Genomic DNA, 24,613 nt, shown 5'->3' on the forward strand with positions numbered 1-24,613 from the left:
ATACAAAAGGCAATGAGCTAACGTAAAACAGTAATACTCCCATTGTAAACTGAATTATGCCTGTCATTAAGTTTAATAACATAATAATACACGCCAACCGGCACCAGCTGACCCCTATGCGTTCCATCCCATGAGGCCAGATTATCTCCGTTTTGATACATTAGTGTTCCATATCGGTTATATACAGCTATCTTAGACCCGGGGTAGTTTAAAATATTTCCAACGCTCCAAGTATCGTTAATGCCATCGCCATTTGGAGAAAAGCTTTTCGGAATTTCTAATGTGTTCAACACAATAACCTCTATCGGAATCGTTTTACTACAGTTAAGTCCATAATTGATTTTTAAGGTATATGTTGTGTTTTCTCGCGGGCTGGCTTCCGGACTTAAACTAAACGGATTTTTCAGACCCGTTTTAGGGATCCATTCAAAATTATGGGGTTCATCCCCTAAATCTGCAAACACACTTAAATTAACCACTTTACCGTAATCTATGGTAAGCTTGGTCGGTGCAGTTACAAAAATGTCACGGTATGAAAAGATTTCTACTTCATCTTTAGTAGTTGTATTGCAATTGTTGTTTGTAATTTCCCATTGAAGAACAACTTGCTGGCCAATTGGAATATGATTAATTACCGCATTTTGGTCATGAATATTTGTCGAAGTAAATGGATTAAAATTTGTGGGTGAAATAACAGACCAAGTACCTACTTCGTTATTCCCAGGCTTATTTCCGTTTAAAATAACAGCTGATTCTCCGCACAGATTAAGGTTTTCACCTGCATTTGCAATGGTTGGTAATGGGTTAACGGCTATTTTTAATGCATTACTTAATGATGAACAGGAATTACTATAGGTTGTTCTTCTAAAGTAAGCTGTTCCTGATAGGTTACTTAAAACAATATCTTTCAATCTCTCGTTAATGACCGTCCTCCAGTTTATCCCATCATTGCTTTGTTCCCATGTATACGCTATGGCCATGTCTGCTGCACCAATAGGATTGGAACCGGTAATAATGAGCTGTCCGGGTATATTGCCGCAATAGTTTACGGTTTCGGCACTAATAATGTTATTTTGCGTATGCGGGGCAGCAGTTATTTCATATTTAGAGTCGAAATAGGTTGTGCCGCCTGCGGTAATCATTCTTCTATATAGTGCCAATATAGGTGTATCCTCAAAATGAACATTGGTTTTTAAATAAAAATCTGCACTGTTACCGTTCTGGATATTTACCCAGTTACCCGAATCAAAAAGCTGCCACTTAATATCTGGATTTGCTCCAATAAAAGCTTCCCCGGTAAGCTGCACGTTTTCGCCAGAGCAAATTGTAAGCTTAGTTGTCTTATCAACTCCAATTCGAATGTCTTTCTCAATTATACAATTATTGCCATAGGTGATTTTAAGATGGTAGACTGTTGTCTGATCAGGTTTCGCTATTGGTGCCAATATATCGTAACGATCAAGGCCGGTACCAGGGCTCCATGTATAAGTATAATTATTGCCAGCCGGAGTTAAAGTAGCAGGGATCTTTACCGATTGACCTTCCGTAATGCTTAAATTGCTGGGTAGATTTAAGATAGCCTCGCTGTAGTTATGGATCGTAAGTGTTGATGATGAGGACGTTTGGCAGATATTATGATTGATTGTCCATTTTAAAACCAAATCAACATCATTGGGAATATCAGTCAGGTGCAATTTGGGATCATGTTCATTAGCCGCATCAAAAGGGTTGTAGTTTACCGGACTTACAACGTGCCAGGTACCGGTTTCGTTCAGGGCAGGTACATTTGCATTTAGTGTAACTGTGGCATTATGGCAAAGGGCAATATTATTACCGGCAACTGAAGCGGTAACCTGAGGCTGAACTTCTATTTTTAATGTGTTGCTATAACTAACGCAATTGGCTGAGAAAGTAAGGCGTTTTAAATACTTGGTTTTGTCAATAACAATGGAAAGATCTTTTCCGGTTTCGCTATTGATATCGCGCCAAACCAATTCGTCATCGCTTTCCTGCCATTTATATGTTGCTATGGTATTTTCTGCTCCTTGTGGCAATGTACCGGTAACTATCACGTTAGATGCACCATTACAAAGCAGGCTTTGTGCTGTACTGATTAAATTGTTCGTAGTAGCAGGGTGGATGATAATATTTATTTCGGGTTCGGTAATTTCGGTGTCTGGAGAAAATACTTTCCTTCTAAACTGATAAGTTACATCAAGATTACCATAATTAGTAATCCCTTTTAGTTCATAATCAGCACCTGAGTTCGCATTGGGCGCCGGTATCCAATTGCCCCCAGGATCTTTAATCTCCCATATATAGGTATTGGATGGTTTAGTATTGGCCGGAGTGCCGACCAGAATCTGTGTAACCCCAGCGCAAATTTTTATTTCATTTGTTGCTTCTGCCTGTACAGTGACCAACCAGCTATAATTCTGACAGTTAGAGGTAATGATATATTGCTGCGGTTGTGTAAAATTATTGGTCACGCCAGATAATGGGGATACAACGCCTATGTCGGTCGTTAATGTAGGTTTAAGCGCGGTAACATCAGTTCCGGCTTTCACCTTAATGGTTATCGTTTTAAGCTGTGTATTAATTATGGCAGGTGCTGTTTGTTCAGCTAGCTCAAAAGAAACAATGTTTGCATCACCGGTAAATTTAATCTGGTTATATTTTGAGATGTAGCCATCTGATGTTCCGTTCTTTGCCGTAATCTTTAAGTCGCAAATTCCGGGGTTAAAGTCTACAGTGCTACAAAATGAGCCGGCAAGTAAAATATTTTTCTTCGAATCCACGGCAATTTTATGTCCATAGTTACTATAGCAGCTACTACCAAAGTTAAATGCCCATACATAACTGCCCGTTCCTGTATATTTACCGAAAAATGTGTCCCGGGCACCGTGGTATGTTAAGGTTTTATTTAAACTGGCATCACCAAAAATCAGGGTTCCATCGAAGTAGCCTCCTACATATACGTTATCCTCCAGATCAGCCGTAATATAATAACTATAAGGTGTCGGGCTATTACCGCCTATATTTTTAGCCCATTGTGTTACGCCTGCAGAACTGTATTTTCCTACGAATAGATTTTTTCCTCCTGTAGAGGTTAAGGAAATATTGTTTGTTGAAGAACTTAAGTTTACCGTACCACTATAAACACCAGTTAAATAAATATCGTTATTTGGACCTGATGCTAAAGATGATACAACTGCAGCGACTCCATCTATTTTATTAAACCAGATGAGCTGACCATTTGAAGTGTATTTTGCAATAAAATAATTTGGTGAAGTACCTGTAACACTGTTTGCCGGACCTTTTGGGTTTAAATCGATATTGGACGAAAAATAACCCATAATGATAATTTCATTATCGGTATTGGTGATCACATGCCGGATCTCATCTGTACTGAATGATCCCAAACCATAAGCCCATTGAAGATTGCCATTCCGGTCATATTTAATCATAAAGCCGTCTAAATCTCCTTTAGGAGCCAGGCTAAAACCAGGCAAGTTTATAGTTGACGAATAGGAGCCTACAAAAATAATATTACCTAAACGATCGGCGGCAACAACATGTCCGTATTCTGTATATGAGCCTCCAACATTTTTTGCCCATTTAAAATTGCCGTCTGAATCGAGTTTTACGATAAAAGCATCGTTTCCGCCTGCATTGTTAAGACTAAAAGTCCCCGATCCGGGATCACAATCCATGCTAGGCGAATTAAACTGGCCTCCAAAAATTACATTCGATTCATCATCAACCGTTAAATTATTCACCTGGTCAAGTCCTGATCCGCCAATGCTTTTTGCCCAAATTAATTTTCCATCGGGTGTATATTTAGCAATAAAAACATCATAATCCCCTTTTGAGGTCAGATTAGCCGGGGTAGAGATACCCGATAAATCAACGGTGACCGTAGTTCTGAAATTTCCGGCAATGTAAACATTATCAAATTTATCAACAGCAACCCCGCTTACCTTGCTTTCGCCAAAACCACCAATATCTTTTACCCAGTCTGGGATGGGCTGTTGTTGTGCATATCCTTTCAATGAAAGAAAAAAAAATGCCAAAAGATATAATAACCTGTAAAATAGGGGGATTTTCTTGTGCATTATAGGAGCGTAAAGCAGTGTTTTTGGATTAAGGAAAAAATAACATTAGCACAAATCTACAACTAATTAAAATAGCAGTTGAATTCTAATCTACTGATTTTTTTGCTGATTTCTAGCAATTTAAAATCAGGAAGATAGTGAGGTCTGATGAACTAATATTCACACTTTTTACTTAGTTTTGAAATCGATAGATTCAAACTAAGTAAAAAAATTTTATGATTAAAGCGATAAAGAAGGTCCTGTTAAAATATTTACCTGTTAATTATTTCGCGTACAGCAAATCATATTCGCAAGATGGTGAGGATATGATACTTAAAGCGATTTATGAGCAGAAAAAAGGATATAAGGGCTTCTTTGTCGACGTAGGGGCACATCATCCTGTAAGATATTCCAATACCAATTACTTTTATAAACGTGGCTGGAAAGGGATTAATATCGAACCTACTCCATCTGCAATTGGTGCTTTTAATACATTTAGAAAAAGAGATATTAATTTAAATATTGGCATAGGTCCTGAAAAAACCAAACTAAAATTCTATTGTTTTAACGAGCCTGCGTTGAATAGCTTTTCTGAAGAGGTTTCGAAAAGAATCGACGCCGAATCCGGTAAATATAAAATTATAAAAGAGCTTGATATTGATGTACTGCCTTTAGGTGATGTTTTGGATCAGCACCTGCCAGCCAACACCACCATAGATTTTTTGAGTATTGATGTTGAGGGTTTGGATTATCAGGTTTTACTTTCCAATAACTGGGATAAATATAAACCCAGCATCATTTTGGTAGAAGAAAATGTAAATGTTGACGACCTCAATCATTCGCCGATATACAAATTCTTAAAGGATAAAGGTTATACCTTTTTTGCAAAAACTTTACGTACCTGCGTTTACCGGTTATCATGACCGGTTAAATATTTTTTGGAATGCGGTAATAAGGAATAGTGATTTTAACATCATGTAACCCTGTTGCCGTGTTTTTTTGAACAGCAGAATAAAAAAAGTAGAACAGAAATAAGCAATTACAGTGGCTATAGCTGTACCAATCATTCCCATTTTTGGGATCAGGATTAAGTTTAATACAATATTAACCGCTGCTCCAAAACCCGTACGGATAAAAGTAAGGCGGCTAAATCCTTCTGCAATCAGATACTGTCCACTGGCTACACCTAAAAAAACAAAAATACTTCCCCATACATGTAAGGCCAGTGCCGGTGCGGCAAACGCGAATTCCGGATTGAACAGCTTGTAAATATAGGGTGCGGCAAAGGTTACAAAAAGGGCAAATGCAAGGCTTAACCAGGCCATTAAATCATATAGATTTTGAAGTCTTTTTTGATATCGTTCCGGATTATCTCTTCTTGCATTTAAAATAGCAGGAAAAAGTGAGGTTACAATAGCTACCGGCACAAAATTTAAGGCTTCACTAAGGCTTACTGCTGTTGCATAGGCCCCAGCTTCTGCAGTTCCATTATGCCCCATAATTTCTTTTAGCATTAGCTGATCTATTTTCATGTAAACCGAAACCATGATTCCAGAAATAATTAATGGCCACGAAAAATGGAGTAATCTGATGGCCAATTCTTTGTTGAAATTCCAGTTAAAAATGTTCCTGCCTTTACGCTGATAAACATAAAAATAACCCACCGATAACAAAACGGTATCGAAAAGAAATGAATAAACAAAATAGATCAATTCTGCCGAAAACATAATCAGCATAACTTTGGTCAGTGCTGATATAAAATTTCCAACAATCTGTACCTGCATAATATATTTCGACTGAACTTCGGATTGAAAATAAGAATCGATTACCGTTAAAGACTGGAACAAGCCGGTAAAAGATAATGTGAGTATAATATGGTATGGAATATCAGCAAGAGGGCGGATAGTCCAGGCCAGAAAGATAGCTGGGATACAGATCAATCCGGCAGTAGCCTTTAACCAAAATGCAGTTCCCAATATGGTATCTCTATTGCCGGGGAACTGATGAAGCTCTTTTACAATGAACTGATCAAGGCCAAGGCCGGCAATAGATGCAAAAAGATAGGTATATGCAATTGCGCTTGTTAAAATACCATTGTTAAAGGCCAGCAAATAGTTAGCCACCATAATGCTGACAGCCATTTTAATGGCCAAACTGCCAACTCTTCCAAGCATTAACAATCCCGTATTCTTTAAATACTTGTTAAATGCTTCTTCATCAAAACCTTTTATGGTGGGTAATTTCATTAGCGCAAAGATGTAAAAAAATGTGCGTTAAGTAAGGTGCCCTAAATTCAAATATTTTACTGCCTTATGGATGGTTAACCTTCACTTTTTGTTTCCAGCACTTTTGTTTCGGTAGTCTTGGTTTCTGGGATTGAAATTGGTGATGGGCTTACAGCCGCAGTCGGTTTGCTGTTCAATGGTGCGCCTACGGCAAGATCGCAGCTGTGGTTGGGCTGGCCATGAGGTGGATTTAAGCCTTTGCCTACCTTTACAGCAGGTACCTGAGTAACCACGGGCTGCGTAGTAGTAACCACTTGAGTGGGTTTACTATCCAGCGGTGCCCCAACAGCAATATCGCATCTATGGCCAGGCGCTCCATGTTTAGGATTCAGTTTTTTGCCCGAATTATTGGCAACCGGCAATGACTGAATTGGCATGGTTTGCGGAGTAAGCTTTTGCTGAGGTTGAGCTGCGGCATTTCGATTTAATAGTGCCCCAACAGCCAGCGCACAGGTATGTCCGGCTTCGCCATGCGGTGGATTAAATATCAGGTTATTGTTAGTCTGTTGCGCAACTGGCTGTGCCATATCGCCTTTCTGCAATCCCTGAATCCCGGTAGGTGTTGGAATAACTGCCTGAGCGCTTTCTTTCTTTTCGCCGGGGTTACAGGCAAAAAGTACAGCGAACATGGAGAGGTAAAAAGCATATTTCATGAGCACAGCATTTAGGGTTAACCAAATATGGCGAAATTAATTTAGGTCTGAAAGCTCTTTTCTATTCTTTCTAATTGCTTTAAATGGTGCTTTAAATGTATTTCTATAAACCTAAGCCATTGTTTAGCATTTAAATACCCTAACCTGGGGTGTTTCGTTTTGCTATTGGCTTTTGCATGTGTAAGCAACGGGTAACTGTTATCCAAAGCTTTCTCGAATTCTAAAATAAAATCGAGGGCTTCTGTTTTACTGATTTTTTTTACGCGCTCTTCCAGCCGCTTTGGTACTTTATACTTTAGTGCCGGAGGTAGCGTGCCCAGTAATAAAATCAGCTTTACCATAAAATGAGTTGGTTTGCTTTCGCCTTTGCCGGTTGCGGCATGTTCAAAGGCAATTAATGAAAGTAAGCTCGAATCAAAAATATGTGAATATACTTCGCTATAACTCCAGCCAGAGATTGGCGGGGTAGTTTGGAAAATATCTTCAGGGTAACGTGATAATTTTGATTTGTAGGCATCGACTACCTGATGTATCGATGCCTTAACTTTTGCAGCCGTCATGTAATAAAGGTAAGCGGAATTACGGTTTCTCCAAAAATTTTAAAAATTCATCTTTATAATAAGGGAATTCGAATGTATCAGCAATTGTAAAATAATTTTGTGGATCTACAACGGTTTGATAGAGGCTTTTGGCAATCTTCAACCGTTCACCATCAAATGTGAATGTTTTAAGGATGAGTTTACTCTGACTGCTGGAAAATGAAGCATTTTTGCTCACTGCATTGATCAACTTTACCCTTTCACTATCGAAAACGGATTTTTTATAACTCGTATAAAATTCCTGAAAAGCCTCTGGTGATAATAAACGGTAATTCGGATCTGGCAGCACTGGCGGAACAATACCCGTGTTATAGTCTCCGGTATACCCATCAAAATCGTCGAGTGCGTATTGCCTGTTCCGAAAGATATTCATTTGTTTCAACGTGATTAATTCTTTACCTTCCAGGCTTAAAACAAGCCTTTGTTCCGGAATCACCTTTACCTGTTGTTTCAAGATTTCCGTATTGCCCTGAATAATAGATAGTACCGGTGTAGAATTGTAGACATCGTAAAAACGGAACCTACCATTGGCAGACGAAACAAGTTCTTCGTCTAAATATACGTTGTACTTTCCTGGATTAACGATTTCTAAGAAAACTTCGGCAGATCTGCGGTTGTTTTGAGCGAAACTTAGGGTAGCAAATAACATTGCCAGTCCTAAAAAGATGGTTGTTTTCATTTTAATTAAGGTTTCATTTGTATGTGTTTTGAATTAATGCCAAACAAATGCCAAAATCAAACAAAAAAGGAGTAGGGTTAAAAAAGTTTTAATAATTCTTCCAAATGAACAATTTCCTGTTTTACATCTTCAGGCTTTTCTTTTTGCAAAGGATTAAAAAAGATGGCATCCATGCCAAAATTTAAGGCACCATAAATATCAGCTTCAAGACTATCGCCAATCATGATACTTTCTTCCTTTAAAGCCTTTGCTTTATCCAATGCATATTCAAAAATGATAGGATTGGGTTTGTTTACCCCTACATCTTCAGAAATAATTACATTTTCGAAATATGGGTTAAGATTCGAAAGGTCCATTTTGGTTAAGGTGGTTTCCTTAAACCCGTTTGAAATAATATGCAGGGTGTATTTTTGCTGTAGATAGCCCAAAACATTTTCCGCCCCTTCAAATAAATTGGTTTTGGTAGGCGAAATACTGACATAATCATCTTCAAACTGGTGCGGCACTGCATCAGGATGAATCCCCAACTGAATAAAAGTTTTGCTAAAGCGTTCCGATCTTAAAAAATCTTTGGTGATTTTGCCCAGATGATAGTCGGTCCACAATTGATGGTTATTTTCGGTATAAGTACTGATAAAATCGGCACACGATTTAAGTCCAAGTGAATATAACTTGTAAGTTTGATAAAGTTCACTCAGTGTTTCTTCTGCATTTCGGTCAAAATCCCAAATCGTATGGTCAAGGTCAAAGAAGATGTGTTTTTTCATATATGATATTTTCACAAAGGTAACTTAATGCGCTTTGATTTGCAGATCATCTGAGTTTGATTATCTATTGCCGTTTTCTGTTTGTAGGTTTCGCTTCCTGAGGTCTCATTGTTACAGGGTTGCATGATGCAGAAGCCCTTGTACCTAAACCTGATTGAAGCGGACACGGAGTGAAACGGAGTAAAGCATAAAGCAGGGCTACATGCCGCCAATGATCACTGCATGCTCATTTCCTAATTCCATTTCGGTTGGTTATACACCAGCAAATAGTAAAAAAATTCTTATTAAAGGAGCGCAGAGCCAGTATAAGACACTAAACGTCTTCCTGTTTTCCGCTTATACGCTTCGCTTCCTCGTACCTCATTGCTGCAGGGTATCGCTGCAACCAGGGCTAGCTGGCTACACCTGTATTTCATTTTCGGGGTACTGGGTGCAGAAGCCCTTGTCCCTAAACCTGATTGAAGCGGGCACGAAGTGAAACGGAGTAAAGCATAAAGCAGGGCTACATGCCGCCAATGATCACTGCATGCTCATTTCCTAATTCCATTTCGGTTGGTTATACGCCAAGAGATAATAAAAATATTCTTATTAAAAGGAGCGCAGAGCCAGTACAAAATACTATATTTCTTCCCGTTTTACGCTTATACGCTTTGCTTCCTCGTACCTCGTTGCTGCAGGGTATCGCTGCAACCAGGGCTAGCTAGCTACGCCTGTATTTCATTTTCGGGGTACCGGGTGCAGAAGCCTTTGTCCCTCAACCTGATTGAAGCGGGCACGAAGTGAAACGGAGTAAAGCGTAAAGCAGGGCTACATGCCGCTAATGATCACTGCATGCTCATTTCCTAATTCCATTTCGGTTGGTTATACGCCAAGAGATAATAAAAATATTCTTATTAAAAGGAGCGCAGAGCCAGTATAAGACACTAAACGTCTTCCTGTTTTCCGCTTATACGCTTCGCCTCCTCGTACCTCGTCGCTGCAGGGTACCGCTCCAACCAGGGCTAGCTGGCTATACCTGTATTTCATTTTGGGCGTACCGGGTGCAGAGGCCCTTGTTCCTAAACCTGATTGAAGCGGGCACGAAGTGAAACGGAGTAAAGCGTAAAGCAGGGCTACATGCCGCCAATGATCACTGCATGCTCATTTCCTAATTCCATTTCGGTTGGTTATACACCAGCAAATAGTAAAAAAATTCTTATTAAAGGAGCGCAGAGCCAGTATAAGACACTAAACGTCTTCCTGTTTTCCGCTTATACGCTTCGCTTCCTCGTACCTCGTTGCTGCAGGGTATCGCTGCAACCAGGGCTAGCTAGCTACGCCTGTATTTCATTTTCGGGGTACTGGGTGCAGAGGCCCTTGTTCCTAAACCTGATTGAAGCGGGCACGAAGTGAAACGGAGTAAAGCGTAAAAGCAGGGCTAGACACTGCCAATGACTACTGCATGCTCATTTCCTAAATCTATTTCGGTCGGTGCGACACCAACTGATAGGATAATCACCCACGTTCGGATAGGTAATGAGCAACTTTTGAATCAATTTCTCCGATAAGCTCCTCGTCCATATACTGATAATCATCTGGAATGTCCAAAGTAATGATTTCTTTTTCATCAACTTCCTGAGGGAAACGTTCGGTCATTCTTTGTTTGTGTTTTTTCTCCATCACAAAGATAAGATCAGCCCAAATGATCAATTTGGCATTGATTTTAATCCTTGCCGAAGGTTCCGTACCAGCTGAGCGTACCTGATGTTCGGGATGGTTTTTATACATGGTTTCGGCTGTTGCACTACGCCATTTATTTCTACTGCATACAAAGAGGATATTCATTTTATATTGAACATTAAAGACGCTGGACTAAAGACTCTAGACTTAGGACTTCAGACTAAGGCTAAACCTTTTCTCCGTAAGCTAAGTCCCCGGCGTCGCCAAGACCCGGCACAATGTAAGATTTGCTGGTCATTTCCTGGTCTATTGCCCCGAGCCAAAGTTTTGCTTTGGGCAGGTTGGCACGTACGTGGGCAACACCTTCGGCGCTTGCTATTGCGGCAACGATATGAAGCTCGGCAATTTTGTAGCGGTTAATCAGTTCTTTACAGCACATCACCATGCTTTGTCCGGTAGCTAACATCGGATCGGCCATAATCAAAACTTTTCCTGCTAAATCCGGGGTGGAAATGTAATCCATCTGAATAATAAAATCGCCTCCCTTATTTGCTTTACGATAAGCAGAAATAAAGCAGCATTCCGCTTTGTCGAAGATGTTAAGCAGGCCTTGTTGAAGCGGAAGTCCTGCCCTGAGTATAGTGGCCAGAACGGGCTGTTCAGATAAAACCTCACCGTTTGATACACCTAAAGGAGTTACGGTTTCCCGGTTAACATATTTTAATGATTTACTGATTTCATAAGCGAAAAACTCGCCAATCCGCTCCATATTCCTGCGAAAACGCATCGAATCTTTTTGGATGGTCTCATCGCGAAGTTCGGCAATGAAGGTATTGGCAATAGATTTTGTCTTGCTGATATCAAAAATCATCATGTTGTTTTTTGGATATTAGAGATTTATGGCAAATGTTTTTCAATCATTAAATGTAGTAATTCTCCACTAAATAGTGCTAACTAAATTAATTCCCGGCATAATGAAGCATTTCCTTAAAAAGTGATTTTAACTTTTTGTACTTAGGATGATCTGACAAACTTTTCAGGCTCCAGCTACTATAAAAAGTCCCGTTTACTACTTTAACGGCATCTATATATTGATGTATTTCTTTTAGTGCCGCTTCTCTGGTTAAAAATTGCAGGATATGATCAGTTAAGCAGTAAGAATTCACTACTAAAGGTGTAACTTTCTCGAGCTGAAGATCATACCAGTTAAACGGTGTACATGTTCCTGCCCGAAAACCCATCACATGATCATAACCCATAGAATAATCGGCAGTGATGCCAGAGTTAAGGATATTTAAATAGCATATTGGAAATTTTAATGCATCCAATTGCTGACTGGTTAAGGGGATTAAATTTAGCTGTATTTTTTTAAGCTTTACCAAATCTTCTTTAATTTCAGTCATTTTTTGTTTGTCACTGGCGCAGGGTCTCAACAAACCAACCGACTGATTATTCAGGGTTTTAGAAATCCGATCTGTTCTGATGTAATCCATAGGGACATCAGGAAAATCAACAAAATAAAGGGGATTGCTTTTTTTTAAAGCTAACATTTCTTCTACCTGCTCAAGTACTTGCTCATTGTTAATCCCAACTCCGGTTAACCTATCAAATTGTGCATTCAGGTAATTATTCTCTTTTTTAAAGACAGCACTAAAAATAAATTTGGCCCTGTTTAAGAAACCTTCAGGAAAATAAGTCAACAGACTGAAATGGATGGTAGGCTCGTGCTTAAATTTCTTTTCCTGAAATTTAAAGTCCGGATGTTTCTTCCTGATGAGACTTTTAATTATCAATGCCCACTCATCAATAATCGGCTTTTGTAATACCCGCCATTTATGCTGATAACTTTTTGATGCTTTAAACACCCCTTCGGTATTGCGCTGATGAAGGTATTCTTCATATCTGCTGATCATAAAAAATGAAGCAGCGAAAACATCGAAGGGTAAAGCAGACCGATCGACAGGAAATGGCACCTGATATTCTCCAAACGAAACTGTTTTGAGTTTGATTTCTTCTAATTTATTGGAGAAAAGTAAAGGTGTGCTTTTAAAAAATAGTTCTTCGCCCAAAGGCTCATCGCCATAACTGATTTTTAGGTGTTCACTCTGCAAAAAATATTGGCTGTTGCCCGTAAATTCTATTTCTGCTTTAAGAATCTCTTTAAAAATGAAATTGAAGATGTATTTAATCCGGGGCGTTAATATGTTAGAGAAGATGATTAGCTGCATAACTTATTTTAACAACGCTGTATTTAAAAAAAGATTACAAGAAATATATCTTAGCCTAATATTAACCTTAAATATCGACCATTAATTAACGGTAATTTAACACAGAATTATTATCTATACAAAAAATACGGTTAAAAGTTTGCCGTGAATTTCTTTTCTGGATAAAGGATTTTGGTGCTCTTACGGTTGTTGCCCTTCACCACATGTATGATACTCATCTGATCATCGAACATATCATATAAAATGCTATCATTAACTTCAATAGATTTTAGGGCTGCAACTTTTTCAACTTCCAGGTAAATATTGGTGGCTTCATGATCGATCTCAAATCCGATATAGTTTATCGCAACAGCCTTGCCGTTGGCTTTTAGCTGTAAATGAGTAAGCAGGTATTTTTTTACCAGTGCATCCATTACGCTTTTCATATTCGGATTGCTCAGGTCGGTTTTTTGTTTGTATAATTTGGCTAAAATTGCTTCAAAGTCGTCTGAAAAGATTTTGCAGCTTAATTCTAAAGTTTTATCCTTTGCATTAAAGCTCACTTCAGTTGTGCTTACGTGCAAGGGATGTTTTAGTCCTGCTTTAACGGAAAAAAAGGCACAGCACAAAAACAACAGGATATATTTTAATTTACGCATCAGTTTTTTGTTAGGAAAAAATAAAGTTATGACTTAAAGCTAAGCCGAATAATGGGCTTAAATAACAAAAACAGTAACAAATTTAACATTTATGCTTTTGTTTAAAGGATATTTGGTTTTTTTATAATTAAAAAATATAATTTTAACTGTTGTAAACTATTTTATTTCCGATAGTTAGCTTATTATTCATGCCTTTACAAGATTTTATCTTTTATTTTAAATTGGGTTGGGAGCACATTATCAGTGCCGATGCTTTAGATCATCAGCTATTTATTTTAGCGCTGGTGGCTATTTACAGCTATGTAAATATAAAGCAGGTACTCATATTGGTGACGGCCTTTACCATCGGCCATTCATTTACCTTACTTTTAAGCGTGCTGGATATCATCAGGTTTGATAGCAAATGGGTCGAATTTTTAATTCCCTGTACCATTGTTATTACGGCAATCAGCAATTTGTTCAGAAAAAATTTCTCTTTAAAATCAATCAGGATCAATTATTTTTTGGCGCTTGGTTTTGGATTGATTCACGGAATGGGCTTTGCAAACTCCATCAGAATCATGTTGGCCAAAGACCAGCAAATTGGCTGGGGCTTGTTTGGTTTTAACTTAGGCTTAGAGGCCGGACAGGTGTTTATGGTGATTATTATTTTAATGATTACTTTTTTAATTTTCAATTACACCCGCATTAAACGAATGAGTTGGGTTTTATTTATATCAGCAGCCGTATTTAGCCTGGCTTTAAAAATGGCTTTAGAACGCATTCCTTTTTAATAAAATATACAATGAATAAACTATTTACTTTAACCGGCCTGCTTGTCTTTTCTGGCAGTTTGGCTATGGCCCAAAATATTCAGAATAACCCAGGCAGTAACCATGGGAATAAGTTTGAGCAGTTGGGTACCATTTTACCCACCCCTAACGAACAGCGTACGGCCAGTGGAGCGCCTGGTGTAAAATATTGGCAGCAGCGTGCCGATTATAATATCAAATGTGAACTGGATGAAAAAAATCTGTTGTTAACGGGGACTGAAACCATCACCTACACCAATAATTCTCCTGATCCTTTAACTTACATCTGGCTGCAGCTTGATGAAAATGAGCACAGTACAGATCGAAATGCCAATTATCAGGATGCAACAAAAATGCCTGCTGTGGGCACCACGAAAAATTTAGATCTGTTAAGTGCAACAGGCAATAATGGCTATGGCATCAATATTACCAAATTAACAGATGCTACCGGTAAAAGCTTACCTTATACAGTTAACAAAACCATGATGAGGATCGATTTGCCGGTAGCGTTAAGAACCGGACAAAAATTTATCTTCAACATCAATTGGAACTATAAAATTTCTGACCGGATGAGTTTTGGGGGGCGTGGTGGCTACGAGTTTTTTCCAGGCGATGGAAACTACCTGTTTACCATGACCCAATGGTATCCACGTTTATGTGTATATAGCGATTTTCAGGGCTGGCAGAACCATCAGTTCACGGGTAGAGGTGAGTTTGCCTTAACCTTTGGCGACTTTAAAGTACAAATGACTGTCCCGGCAGATCACCTGGTCGGTTCAACAGGAGAGTGTATCAATTATAGTGCTGTTTTAAACCCGACACAGCTAAGCAGGTATAATGCGGCTAAAACAGCAGCTGCACCTGTAGAAATCCAAACCCTGGCTGAAGCTAAACTGGCAGAAACCAAAAAATCGACAGCTAAAAAAACCTGGGTTTTTAATGCCAGTAATGTGCGCGATTTTGCATGGACCTCTTCCCGCAAGTTTATCTGGGATGCCATGCCTCAAAAAATTCAGGCCAATAACAATACGGTCATGTGTATGAGTTTTTACGGAAAAGAAGCTTACAATCTGTACAGTAAGTTTTCTACCCGGGCGGTGGCACATACCATTAAAACCTATTCAGATTTTACCATTCCATATCCTTATCCGGTTGCACAAAGTATCGAAGCTGCAAACGGAATGGAATATCCGATGATCTGTTTCAATTATGGTCGTACCGATGCAGACGGAACTTACAGCGAAAGTACCAAAAATGGCATGTTGGGCGTTATTATTCATGAAGTTGGGCATAACTTTTTTCCAATGATCGTAAATAGTGACGAGCGCCAATGGACCTGGATGGATGAGGGGCTAAATTCTTTTGTGGAGTACTTAACCGAAGAACTTTGGGATAATAAGTTTCCAAGTAAAAAAGGACCGGCCTATACCATTGTTGATTACATGAAACTGCCTAAAGATGAGCTGGAGCCAATTATGACCAACTCAGAAAATATTGCACGTTTTGGTCCAAATGCTTATTCGAAACCAGCTACAGGATTAAATATTCTCCGCGAAACCATTATGGGAAGAGAACTTTTTGATTATGCGTTTAAGGAATATTCGAAACGATGGGCTTTTAAACATCCTCAACCTGCTGATCTTTTCCGTACCATGGAAGATGCCAGTGGCGAAGATTTAGATTGGTTTTGGAGGGGATGGTTTTACGGAACCGATCCATGTGACATATCATTAGATAGCGTGAAATTTGCAAAAGCCGATTTTCCTAAAGAAGTTCCTGCTGCCAGATCAAGAATGGTAAAAATTGATAAACCTGCCGTGAATGCTTTTGAAGACATTTCTAAAATCAGAAACCGTGAAGACAAAAAAATTAACTTCTATGTAGATAAAAATACAGCCGCTCAGGATTTTTATTATAAATATGATAGAGGCCTGGTAACTGTTGATACCACAGTGGCCACGAAAGTGGATATGACACCACCGTTAGAAGCGCTTCCAGAAGCCGATCAAAGTAAATATGCCAACCAGTTTTTATACGAACTGAGCTTTAGCAATAAAGGCGGCTTGGTAATGCCTATAATCGTTGAGTTTACCTTTAAAGATGGAACAAAAGAAATAGACCGTATTCCAGCACAGATCTGGAGGCATAACGAGCTTAAAACTTCTAAATTCTATGTAAAAAACAAAGAGGTGGCCGCTATTTTGATAGATCCATTACGCGAAACCGCTGATATTGATACCGCTAACAATACCTGGGGTGGTAAAGCAAAAGAAAGTAAGTTTAAAGTATTTAAAGCCAAAGCTGGAGGGGCTGTAAGAGGCCAGTCGGTTGGGAAGAACCCAATGCAGGCCACAGCTGGAAAATAGTAATTTAATCGTTATTTATAGCGCACCCGATAGCGAGCTATCGGGTGCAACGCAACCTGGATATCTGTTTAGACAGCTCTATCCATCACGCGATGCTCCAGTCACAGATAACGATTATTTTTTATGCCGTGGTTTGTTACTGCGCGAATCACAATCATCCCAATTCATCAGATCCTGAAACCCTTTTCCAATTACTTTGTTAATGATTAAAACACCCTAAAAATCATGGATAAAGAAAAATTGATACAGGAAGCTTACCTGGTTGCACATAAGATAGAAGAGAATGGCAATTTCCCAAATAATCCCAATTTGCCGTTAATGATCTATAAAGGCACCTTCAGGTTGCATCCTGATGATAATGAAGAGGTAATTAAGAAAGTTTTTGCCCAAAATGGTTATACCAATTCATGGGTAGACGGCATTTTCGATTATCACCATTATCATAGCAATACACACGAAGTAATGGGTGTATTTTGTGGCAAAGCTGATGTGCAGTTTGGTGGCGAGCATGGTGTTTGCATAGAACTGGATAAGGGTGATGTTGTGATCATTCCTGCAGGTGTAGCTCATAAAAAACTGAACTCCACCGATGATTTTACTGTTGTTGGAGCATATCCGAATGGCTCAGATTACGACATAAAATATGGCAGGGCAGAGGAGCGCCCTGAAGCAGATGAAACCATTTCTAAGGTAAAAAATCCAGATAGCGATCCTGTTTATGGAAGCAAAGGCCACTTATTTGAATGCTGGTATGGCCAAAATTGCGAAAATGTGTAAAACTCTTTTGTTGCAACCGTCTAAAATTCTTTAATTTTCGGGTTTTAAATACACTATCCCTGGTATAAATGAATTTTCGATATATATGTTCAGCATTAGCCCTCTCTGCAACTTTATTAACCGCCTGCTCAGGTAAAAAATCTGAAGAGAAAAAGGCTGCTGAAAAAAAAATCCGCACGAAAGAAGACGATAAAGCGGATAGCCTCCTATTGGCTTATAATCCACAAAAAGGCGACAAATGGATTGCTGATTTTGTAGATAACCTACATAAAAAATATGGCTTTAACGGGAATATGCTGGTGGCAAAAGATGGAAAAATCCTTTATGAAAAAGCGATCGGTTGGGCCGATTACCTCCACCGCGATAGCTTAACCATCAATTCGGAGTTCGAACTGGCCTCTATCACCAAAACATTTACCGGCACGGCAATTATGCAACTGGTTGAGGCCGGAAAACTTTCGTTAAATGATAATGTAAAAAAGTTCTTCCCCAATTTCCCTTATGACGGCATTACGGTAAAACTGCTGCTCTCTCACCGGAGCGGTATGATGAACTACGTTTATTTTATAGATGATATCTGGCGTAAAGAAAAACGCAACATGAAAAAAGGCGTTACCAACCAGGAAGTCATGAACGTTATTGCTGAACGCAAACCTAATCCATACACCAAACCCGATAACCGATTCCATTATAATAACTCCAACTTTATGGTATTGGGTGCCATTATAGAAAAGGTAACCGGACAGCGCTATTCACAGTACATGATGGAGCATGTATTTAAGCCAGCCGGATTAAAACATACACACGTATATAGCACAACGGAGTATGAAAAAATCCCGGTTGATGTGGTTGGCCATGACCGTACCTGGCGCTATTCTGTAGCACAGAACTTTTTAGATGGCCCCGTTGGAGATAAAGGCATTTATAGTACAGTACATGATTTAGTGCTATTCGATAAATATTTGAAGAATGGCCGATTATTGACAAAAAAGAGTCTTGATTCTGCCTATGTAGGCCGCAATAAGCCTGTAAATGGCCATTTTAACTATGGTTATGGCTGGAGAATGTTCGATGGCGAAAAAATGGACAAAGTAGTGTACCATACAGGTTGGTGGCATGGTTTTCGCCACATTTATGTAAGAGACTTAAACAAAAATATCGTAGTTATATTTTTAGGCAACTTAACAAACGGCAGTTTAATGCATTTAGATGACCTTTATAAACATTTAGACATGCCAATTATACGTAAAGGCGCATACCATGGCAACGGCAGTTTGCCTGGTTCAGATGAAGATTAAATTTATGGCCAAAACAAAATGGATAATCAGCCCGGGTACATTAACCATCTATCCTAAAAGAAATTTAAGGATAGTTGGGCTTATATTTTTTGTACTGATTGCTGCATTTATTTTCTATTTATCAAGATCAGTACAAGGTTATTCTGCTGGCCTCACCCTTGGGTATTATGGCTGCCTGCTATTAATTCCGTTGCTGCTGATTTTTATTGCCGAAACAAAAGTAATTTTTGATGGGAACAGCAGGATTTTATACAAAAAGATTGCGTTTTTACCAATTGGATCAATCCCTTTTGATGATATTGCTTCAGTAGAACCTTACGAAGTACTGGGAAGTGGCTTTAATTATAAATTGTTCAGAAAAAGTAACAGGCATGGAAGAGGTTTACTGGTTTCTGCCGGATATAGTAAAGCGACTAATACCAACCTGATCGCTTTTCAGCAGGAGGTATTACCAAAAATTGATGAGCTCGTGTTCGCTCATGCACCTGTAATTCCGAAACAGACTATTTACGATTTTAGATTTTTCAGCGAGGAAGGAGGCACTTACCTGCTGAGGGATAACAAGATAGGGAGTTTCATTATTGGGTTGATTATGATCGGTGCTACCATTGCCATATTATTTAGCCCTGGTTTTTTGGCAAACGAAGGATCAATTCAAAAAACACTCCTCACCTATTTCCCGGCGGCGATAGGCCTGGCGCTTCTTTTTGCAGCAACCTCCAATATCCGTTTTGATCAAAACCAAAGAAAGATTATCCGTTCTACTTTTGCCGGCCGGTTTAAAAAGGAATATCCTTTTGATGACTTGATCCGTTTTCAGGTGATCCGTAAAACCACCAATTTTATTTATTCCGGTACCGAAGTCAGGGCAGAGATTTTTTTGCCTGCCAAAAACAAAATGGTCACCTTAAACCTTAAAAGCTTTATAGGCACTAAAAAGATTGAGCGCTTTCTTGATGAAGCCAATACGATTTTGGGCCGGATTTAGTTTCATTATAAAACACAACGATTATGTTCGATAAATTATTTGCAGCGCAACAAAAAGCTGAAGAAATTAAAAAACGCCTGGATACGATCTCGGTATTTGGCGAAGTTGAAAATGGTGCAATAAAAATTACTGCTACTGCCAATAAATCCATCACCGGAATTTCCATTAATGAGGAGTTTTTGAAAAATGCCGATAAGGAAGAATTGGAAGAACTGCTGTTAACTGCAATTAACAAAGCCATGGCAAGTGCCGAGCAGGTTAGTGCAGCAGAAATGCAGGCATCGGCACAAGATATGCTGGGTGGCTTAGGCGGTATGTTTGGCCAATAAAACATAGCTTGGTCTTGATACTATAATTTTGCTAATTAAATCTTCATACCTGATACTCCAATCTCAATACTTGATACTAAAAACCCTCTACTTGATACTAAAACGATGAAATATACTTATTACGGCCAATCATGCTTCTTGTTGGAGGCAGCTGGTAAAAAACTATTATTCGACCCATTTATATCACATAACCCAATAGCTAAAAATATAGATATTAAAGCGATTGAAGCTGATTACATTTTGGTGAGCCACGGTCATGCAGACCATGTAGCAGATTTGGTTGAGTTGGCTAAACAAACTCAGGCTACGGTAATTGCGATGCCGGAGATTATTGATTGGGTTTCGAAGCAGGGTATAGAGAAAGTGCACGGAATGAATTTTGGTAAATTTACTTTCGACTGGGGAACCGTACGGATGGTACCTGCCATACACTCATCCAGCTTACCCGATGGAAGTTATGGCGGAAACCCTGCTGGTTTTGTGCTTGAAATAGATGGCAAACAGATTTATTTTGCCGGCGATACAGGTTTAACTGTTGAGATGAAAGTTTTAGCTGAGATTTACAACCTGGATTACGCCATCTTACCAATTGGCGGAAATTATACCATGGATGTTGATGATGCTTTGATAGCAACCAAATATTTCGATTGCGACAAGGTAATTGGTGTACATTATAATACTTTCCCTGTAATCGAAATTGATACCCAGACTGCTTTAGATAAATTTGCACGTGAAAAGAAAACCTTATTATTACCAGAAATTGGTGAGACAATAAGTTTATAGTTTCGGCGAACCGTCATTCCCAACTTTATTGGGAATCTTAATGCAGTAAGCTTTAAGATTCCCGCCTGTGCGGGAATGACGACCTTTTCATGGACTAGTCTCTGATACTACTTTCAATCTGTTGCAATTAAAACAAAAAAGGGCCTTCAATTTTCATTGAAGACCCTTCAAATTATAAACCTGAACCTAGTTCTTTTTAGCAGCAGCTTTGTTTGCTTTGTAACGCATATCAGCTGTACCATCTTTTTTAGTTGGACCAGCAACTTTAGTTACTGCTTTTGCTTTATTTTCTTTAAAACGCATATCTGGGGTACCGTCTGCCTTTATCTTGGCGGCTGTAGTAGTTGTTTTAGTTTCTACTTTTTTAGCCTCTTGTTTTGCGCCTGCTTTAACTGGTGCTGTTGTTGTTTTTACTTCTTTTTTTACAACTGTTTTAGCTTTAGCCGGAGCTGTTGTTGCTGGTGTTTGAGCAAATGCTGTTGTTAAACCAAATGCTGCGATTGCGATTAAACTCAATAACTTTTTCATATTTTTTAGATTTTTTTTTAATTGTTATGAAGCTTCTTCGTTTCACTCCGAGGTTTCATAATTTCTGATTTTTGTTTTACTCGTTATTTTTATTGATATAAAATTCCTGAATCGATATGAAGTTTTAATGAAGATAACGAATATTTCTATTTTTTAAATATTGCCCAATTAACATTGTATTGTTGGGATCTCGATTAATAAAATCTATTCTGCTGATTTGGTTAGGTTATATTCCAAATTTTAATGCGCAGCCAGCCAATTTTCGCCCTCCCCAATTTCTACCACAATCGGTACGGTTAATTTAATGGCATTGGCCATCTTATCCCGGATAATGGCTTTCATCGTTTCTTTTTCCGATTTCAGTACATCAAAGACCAACTCGTCATGTACCTGCATGGTCATGGTTGACTGCAATTTTTGTGCTTTCATCTCTTTGTGGATGTTGATCATGGCAATTTTGATCATATCGGCCGCAGAGCCTTGTATAGGCGCGTTAATGGCATTTCGTTCAGCAAAGCCCCTTACAGTTTGGTTAGCGGAGTTAATGTCTCTTAAATAACGTCTTCTGCCCATAATGGTTTCTACAAATCCGTTCTCGCGTGCAAAGTTCATCGTATCACTCATGTAACGTTTAATACCAGGGTATTGTGCAAAGTACTGCTCAATGATCTCGGCAGCTTCCTTACGCGGAATACCTAAGTTCTGTGATAAACCAAAGGCAGATTGACCGTATATGATTCCGAAGTTAACCGCTTTGGCATTTCTGCGTTGTGTTCCATCTACTTCTTCAATACTTACTCCATATACTTTGGCCGCTGTTGCCGTGTGGATATCGATCCCTTTGTTAAAAGCATCAAGCATATTTTCTTCTTTGCTAATCTCGGCAATAATGCGCAATTCTATCTGCGAATAATCGGCCGATAACAAAATGTGGTTTTCATCCCTCGCGATAAAAGCTTTACGCACTTCCCTTCCACGTTCCGTACGGATGGGGATATTCTGTAAATTCGGGTTATTAGAGCTTAATCTTCCAGTTGCTGCAACGGCCTGATTGTAGGATGTATGCACCCTCCCTGTTTTGGGATTAACCATCAGCGGCAAGGCATCAACATAGGTTGATTTCAGTTTCTGTAACTGCCGGAAATCTAAAATATCCTGTACAATATCACTTTTACTGGCCAGTGCCGTCAAAACATCTTCTCCAGTTTGGTACTGACCGGTTTTGGTCTTTTTGGCTTTGGGATCGAGCTGAAGTTTATCAAATAAAACCTCTCCCAATTGTTTTGGTGAAGCCAGGTTAAATTTTATTCCGGCCTTATCATACACATTCTGTTCGAACTTGATGATTTCGGTCTCCAGTTCTTTAGAATACGCTCGTAAAGTCTCAATGTCAATCCTAACGCCTTCCTTTTCGATGTCTGCCAATACGTAAACCAACGGATTTTCAATTTCTTCGGCTAATTTGGCTGCATTTAACTCCTTTAATTTAGGGTCAAAGGTATTTGCCAATTGCAACGTTACATCGGCATCTTCTGCAGCATAATCTACCACATCTACGACTGGAACATCGCGCATAGTAATCTGGTTTTTACCTTTTGCACCGATTAGTTTCGTAATAGAAATTGGCGAGTAACCCAAATAGTTCTCTGATAGCACATCCATCCCGTGGCGGGTATCGGGATCGATTAAATAGTGCGCCAGCATGGTATCAAAAAGTTTTCCTTTTACCTCTACGCCATACCATTTTAAAACCAGGATATCATATTTGGTATTCTGACCGATTTTCGTGATGTCCTCATTTTCCAATACCACCCTAAACTCATCAACAATTAACTGCGCTTCTTCCCTTTCTGCAGGAACCGGAATATAATAACCTGTTCCAGGTTTAACAGAGAATGATAAACCCACTAAATCGGCCATGTTTGCATCTGTACCTGTGGTTTCGGTATCGAATGATATTCGTTTTTCAGCAAGTAACAACCTGATCAAATTGGCACGTTGCTCAGCAGAGTCAACCAGCTGATAATCGTGTTCCGTATTTTCAATGGTTTTAGCGGGTAGTTTTTCTTCGGGCTCTTCCTGCAGCGTATTGGTATACTGGATGGCTTCTCCTGATTGATTGCCAAATAAATCTGTTTGTGTACCCTCTTGAAAGCGTGCTGTGGTTACCGAAAATTCATCACCAAATACCCTGCGACCCAATGTCCTGAATTCTAATTCGGTAAATAATGGCTCCAACAAGTCGCGGCTCGGGTCGCAAAGTTCTAAACTGGCTTCGTCCAATTCAACCGGAACATCTAACAGAATGGTAGCTAGTTTTTTGGAAATTAATCCCTGTTCTGCAAAATTTTCTACGTTTTCGCGTTGTTTACCTTTTAGCTCATGAGCGTTCGCAATAATATTCTCCATAGAACCGTATTGTTTAATCAGCGCTTTTGCAGTTTTCTCGCCGATACCCGGGATACCTGGGATATTATCTACGGCATCGCCCCACAAACCCAAAATATCAATTACCTGTAATACATTTTCAATCTCCCATTTGGCCAACACTTCTTTTACCCCCAATATTTCCATATCGTTGCCCATGCGGGCTGGTTTATAAATAAAAATATTTTCAGAAACCAGTTGTGCAAAATCCTTATCAGGTGTCATACAATAAACCTGATAACCCTTTTGTTCCGCTTTTTTTGCCAGGGTACCAATAATATCATCAGCTTCATATCCATCAGAAGTAATTACAGGAATATTGAAACCGGTAATCAATTTAAGTACATAAGGCATTGCTGCAGCCAGGTCTTCGGGCATGGCCTGGCGGTGCGCCTTATAGGCTTCAAAAGAGGTATGTCTTTCAGTAGGTGCATCAGTATCAAAAACCACTGCAATATGTGTTGGTTTTTCTTTCTTCAAAACATCCAATAAGGTATTGGTAAAGCCCATCACTGCCGATGTATTGATACCTGTTGAGGTAAAACGCGGATTTTTACTGAGTGCAAAATGCGCCCTGTACATGAGCGCCATACCATCGAGGAGAAAGAGTTTTTTATTCATTTGATACACTGATTTAATGATTACACCGAAAAGATGAAATCTCTGATAAATTAATCAAAGTTAATAATCTAAGGAACTATAACACGAAATTTTATGAACTGTA

The 24,613-nt window shown here is 39.1% G+C and carries 20 protein-coding genes; 8 read left to right on the top strand and 12 right to left on the bottom strand.

What is annotated here, in order from left to right; translation table 11 throughout:
• Positions 1–17: 17 nt before the first annotated feature.
• Positions 18–4,115 carry a gliding motility-associated C-terminal domain-containing protein gene (locus tag ABEG20_RS17070; RefSeq protein ID WP_406824459.1) on the bottom strand — a complete coding sequence of 1,366 codons (4,098 nt, stop codon included), beginning with the start codon at positions 4,113–4,115 and terminating at the stop codon, positions 18–20.
• Positions 4,116–4,330: 215 nt separating this feature from the next.
• Between ABEG20_RS17070 and ABEG20_RS17075 the strand changes: the two genes are divergently transcribed.
• A complete protein-coding gene (locus ABEG20_RS17075) occupies positions 4,331–5,017 on the top strand; it encodes an FkbM family methyltransferase (RefSeq protein ID WP_406824460.1) in 687 nt (228 codons plus the stop codon).
• On the opposite strand, the gene ABEG20_RS17080 is transcribed toward ABEG20_RS17075, so the two are convergent.
• The 9 genes from ABEG20_RS17080 to ABEG20_RS17120 all read right to left on the bottom strand — a co-directional run bounded on the left by ABEG20_RS17080 (position 5,012) and on the right by ABEG20_RS17120 (position 13,602).
• Positions 5,012–6,340 carry a flippase gene (locus ABEG20_RS17080; protein ID WP_406824461.1) on the bottom strand — a complete coding sequence of 443 codons (1,329 nt, stop codon included), beginning with the start codon at positions 6,338–6,340 and terminating at the stop codon, positions 5,012–5,014. The genes ABEG20_RS17075 and ABEG20_RS17080 overlap by 6 nt on opposite strands.
• A gap of 74 nt (positions 6,341–6,414) precedes the next feature.
• Positions 6,415–7,032 carry a hypothetical protein gene (locus tag ABEG20_RS17085; RefSeq protein WP_406824462.1) on the bottom strand — a complete coding sequence of 206 codons (618 nt, stop codon included), beginning with the start codon at positions 7,030–7,032 and terminating at the stop codon, positions 6,415–6,417.
• 41 nt (positions 7,033–7,073) lie between these two features.
• Entirely contained in the window at positions 7,074–7,592 is a 519-nt protein-coding gene (locus ABEG20_RS17090; protein WP_406824463.1) for a DinB family protein, read from the bottom strand.
• Positions 7,593–7,611: 19 nt separating this feature from the next.
• Positions 7,612–8,310 (bottom strand): DUF4476 domain-containing protein, encoded by a 699-nt coding sequence (locus ABEG20_RS17095; protein WP_406824464.1) that lies wholly within the window; start codon positions 8,308–8,310, stop codon positions 7,612–7,614.
• Positions 8,311–8,387: 77 nt separating this feature from the next.
• Entirely contained in the window at positions 8,388–9,077 is a 690-nt protein-coding gene (locus ABEG20_RS17100) for a YjjG family noncanonical pyrimidine nucleotidase (RefSeq protein WP_406824465.1), read from the bottom strand.
• 1,494 nt (positions 9,078–10,571) lie between these two features.
• The gene (locus ABEG20_RS17105; RefSeq protein WP_406824466.1) at positions 10,572–10,901 is read right to left on the bottom strand and encodes a low molecular weight protein tyrosine phosphatase family protein; all 330 of its coding nucleotides are present in this window, start codon (positions 10,899–10,901) and stop codon (positions 10,572–10,574) included.
• 61 nt (positions 10,902–10,962) lie between these two features.
• On the bottom strand, positions 10,963–11,607 hold the full coding sequence (gene upp / locus ABEG20_RS17110; protein WP_406827402.1) for a uracil phosphoribosyltransferase: 645 nt from the start codon (positions 11,605–11,607) through the stop codon (positions 10,963–10,965).
• An 88-nt stretch (positions 11,608–11,695) separates the two neighbouring features.
• Positions 11,696–12,964, bottom strand: coding sequence for a DUF7033 domain-containing protein (locus ABEG20_RS17115; protein ID WP_406824467.1), 1,269 nt, complete (start codon positions 12,962–12,964; stop codon positions 11,696–11,698).
• Positions 12,965–13,095: 131 nt separating this feature from the next.
• Positions 13,096–13,602: a DUF6702 family protein gene (locus tag ABEG20_RS17120; protein WP_406824468.1), complete on the bottom strand. Its 507-nt coding sequence runs from the start codon at positions 13,600–13,602 to the stop codon at positions 13,096–13,098.
• 188 nt (positions 13,603–13,790) lie between these two features.
• Here ABEG20_RS17120 and ABEG20_RS17125 point away from each other — a divergent pair, with 188 nt between their 5' ends.
• The 7 genes from ABEG20_RS17125 (at position 13,791) to ABEG20_RS17155 (ending at position 20,934) form a co-directional block, all read left to right on the top strand.
• Positions 13,791–14,375 (top strand): HupE/UreJ family protein, encoded by a 585-nt coding sequence (locus tag ABEG20_RS17125; protein ID WP_406824469.1) that lies wholly within the window; start codon positions 13,791–13,793, stop codon positions 14,373–14,375.
• Positions 14,376–14,386: 11 nt separating this feature from the next.
• A complete protein-coding gene (locus ABEG20_RS17130) occupies positions 14,387–16,759 on the top strand; it encodes a M1 family metallopeptidase (protein ID WP_406824470.1) in 2,373 nt (790 codons plus the stop codon).
• A 225-nt stretch (positions 16,760–16,984) separates the two neighbouring features.
• Positions 16,985–17,536 carry a cupin domain-containing protein gene (locus tag ABEG20_RS17135; protein ID WP_406824471.1) on the top strand — a complete coding sequence of 184 codons (552 nt, stop codon included), beginning with the start codon at positions 16,985–16,987 and terminating at the stop codon, positions 17,534–17,536.
• A 68-nt stretch (positions 17,537–17,604) separates the two neighbouring features.
• The gene (locus tag ABEG20_RS17140; RefSeq protein ID WP_406824472.1) at positions 17,605–18,834 is read left to right on the top strand and encodes a serine hydrolase domain-containing protein; all 1,230 of its coding nucleotides are present in this window, start codon (positions 17,605–17,607) and stop codon (positions 18,832–18,834) included.
• A gap of 4 nt (positions 18,835–18,838) precedes the next feature.
• Positions 18,839–19,822 carry a hypothetical protein gene (locus tag ABEG20_RS17145; RefSeq protein ID WP_406824473.1) on the top strand — a complete coding sequence of 328 codons (984 nt, stop codon included), beginning with the start codon at positions 18,839–18,841 and terminating at the stop codon, positions 19,820–19,822.
• A gap of 23 nt (positions 19,823–19,845) precedes the next feature.
• Positions 19,846–20,151 carry a YbaB/EbfC family nucleoid-associated protein gene (locus ABEG20_RS17150; protein ID WP_138818975.1) on the top strand — a complete coding sequence of 102 codons (306 nt, stop codon included), beginning with the start codon at positions 19,846–19,848 and terminating at the stop codon, positions 20,149–20,151.
• 105 nt (positions 20,152–20,256) lie between these two features.
• Positions 20,257–20,934 (top strand): metal-dependent hydrolase, encoded by a 678-nt coding sequence (locus tag ABEG20_RS17155; RefSeq protein ID WP_406824474.1) that lies wholly within the window; start codon positions 20,257–20,259, stop codon positions 20,932–20,934.
• Between the two features lie 186 nt (positions 20,935–21,120).
• Here ABEG20_RS17155 and ABEG20_RS17160 read toward each other — a convergent pair whose 3' ends face one another.
• Together ABEG20_RS17160 and polA are read right to left on the bottom strand one after the other, a co-directional pair.
• Entirely contained in the window at positions 21,121–21,462 is a 342-nt protein-coding gene (locus ABEG20_RS17160; protein WP_406824475.1) for a hypothetical protein, read from the bottom strand.
• A 240-nt stretch (positions 21,463–21,702) separates the two neighbouring features.
• On the bottom strand, positions 21,703–24,510 hold the full coding sequence (gene polA, locus ABEG20_RS17165) for a DNA polymerase I (protein WP_406824476.1): 2,808 nt from the start codon (positions 24,508–24,510) through the stop codon (positions 21,703–21,705).
• Between the last annotated feature and the right edge of the window lie 103 nt (positions 24,511–24,613).

The sequence above is a fragment of the Pedobacter sp. KACC 23697 genome, assembly GCF_045348445.1.
Taxonomy (GTDB): Bacteria; Bacteroidota; Bacteroidia; order Sphingobacteriales; family Sphingobacteriaceae; genus Pedobacter.

Excerpts from the sequence above, each read along its gene's own strand:
- ABEG20_RS17130 (WP_406824470.1), top strand. The coding sequence starts at position 14,387 with ATGAATAAACTATTTACTTTAACCGGCCTGCTTGTCTTTTCTGGCAGT.
- ABEG20_RS17135 (WP_406824471.1), top strand. The coding sequence starts at position 16,985 with ATGGATAAAGAAAAATTGATACAGGAAGCTTACCTGGTTGCACATAAG.
- ABEG20_RS17145 (WP_406824473.1), top strand. The coding sequence starts at position 18,839 with ATGGCCAAAACAAAATGGATAATCAGCCCGGGTACATTAACCATCTAT.
- ABEG20_RS17085 (WP_406824462.1), bottom strand. The coding sequence starts at position 7,032 with ATGAAATATGCTTTTTACCTCTCCATGTTCGCTGTACTTTTTGCCTGT.
- ABEG20_RS17075 (WP_406824460.1), top strand. The coding sequence starts at position 4,331 with ATGATTAAAGCGATAAAGAAGGTCCTGTTAAAATATTTACCTGTTAAT.
- ABEG20_RS17120 (WP_406824468.1), bottom strand. The coding sequence starts at position 13,602 with ATGCGTAAATTAAAATATATCCTGTTGTTTTTGTGCTGTGCCTTTTTT.
- polA (WP_406824476.1), bottom strand. The coding sequence starts at position 24,510 with ATGAATAAAAAACTCTTTCTCCTCGATGGTATGGCGCTCATGTACAGG.
- ABEG20_RS17070 (WP_406824459.1), bottom strand. The coding sequence starts at position 4,115 with ATGCACAAGAAAATCCCCCTATTTTACAGGTTATTATATCTTTTGGCA.
- ABEG20_RS17125 (WP_406824469.1), top strand. The coding sequence starts at position 13,791 with ATGCCTTTACAAGATTTTATCTTTTATTTTAAATTGGGTTGGGAGCAC.
- ABEG20_RS17160 (WP_406824475.1), bottom strand. The coding sequence starts at position 21,462 with ATGAAAAAGTTATTGAGTTTAATCGCAATCGCAGCATTTGGTTTAACA.
- ABEG20_RS17140 (WP_406824472.1), top strand. The coding sequence starts at position 17,605 with ATGAATTTTCGATATATATGTTCAGCATTAGCCCTCTCTGCAACTTTA.
- ABEG20_RS17155 (WP_406824474.1), top strand. The coding sequence starts at position 20,257 with ATGAAATATACTTATTACGGCCAATCATGCTTCTTGTTGGAGGCAGCT.
- ABEG20_RS17095 (WP_406824464.1), bottom strand. The coding sequence starts at position 8,310 with ATGAAAACAACCATCTTTTTAGGACTGGCAATGTTATTTGCTACCCTA.
- upp (WP_406827402.1), bottom strand. The coding sequence starts at position 11,607 with ATGATTTTTGATATCAGCAAGACAAAATCTATTGCCAATACCTTCATT.
- ABEG20_RS17090 (WP_406824463.1), bottom strand. The coding sequence starts at position 7,592 with ATGACGGCTGCAAAAGTTAAGGCATCGATACATCAGGTAGTCGATGCC.
- ABEG20_RS17150 (WP_138818975.1), top strand. The coding sequence starts at position 19,846 with ATGTTCGATAAATTATTTGCAGCGCAACAAAAAGCTGAAGAAATTAAA.
- ABEG20_RS17100 (WP_406824465.1), bottom strand. The coding sequence starts at position 9,077 with ATGAAAAAACACATCTTCTTTGACCTTGACCATACGATTTGGGATTTT.
- ABEG20_RS17115 (WP_406824467.1), bottom strand. The coding sequence starts at position 12,964 with ATGCAGCTAATCATCTTCTCTAACATATTAACGCCCCGGATTAAATAC.
- ABEG20_RS17105 (WP_406824466.1), bottom strand. The coding sequence starts at position 10,901 with ATGAATATCCTCTTTGTATGCAGTAGAAATAAATGGCGTAGTGCAACA.
- ABEG20_RS17080 (WP_406824461.1), bottom strand. The coding sequence starts at position 6,340 with ATGAAATTACCCACCATAAAAGGTTTTGATGAAGAAGCATTTAACAAG.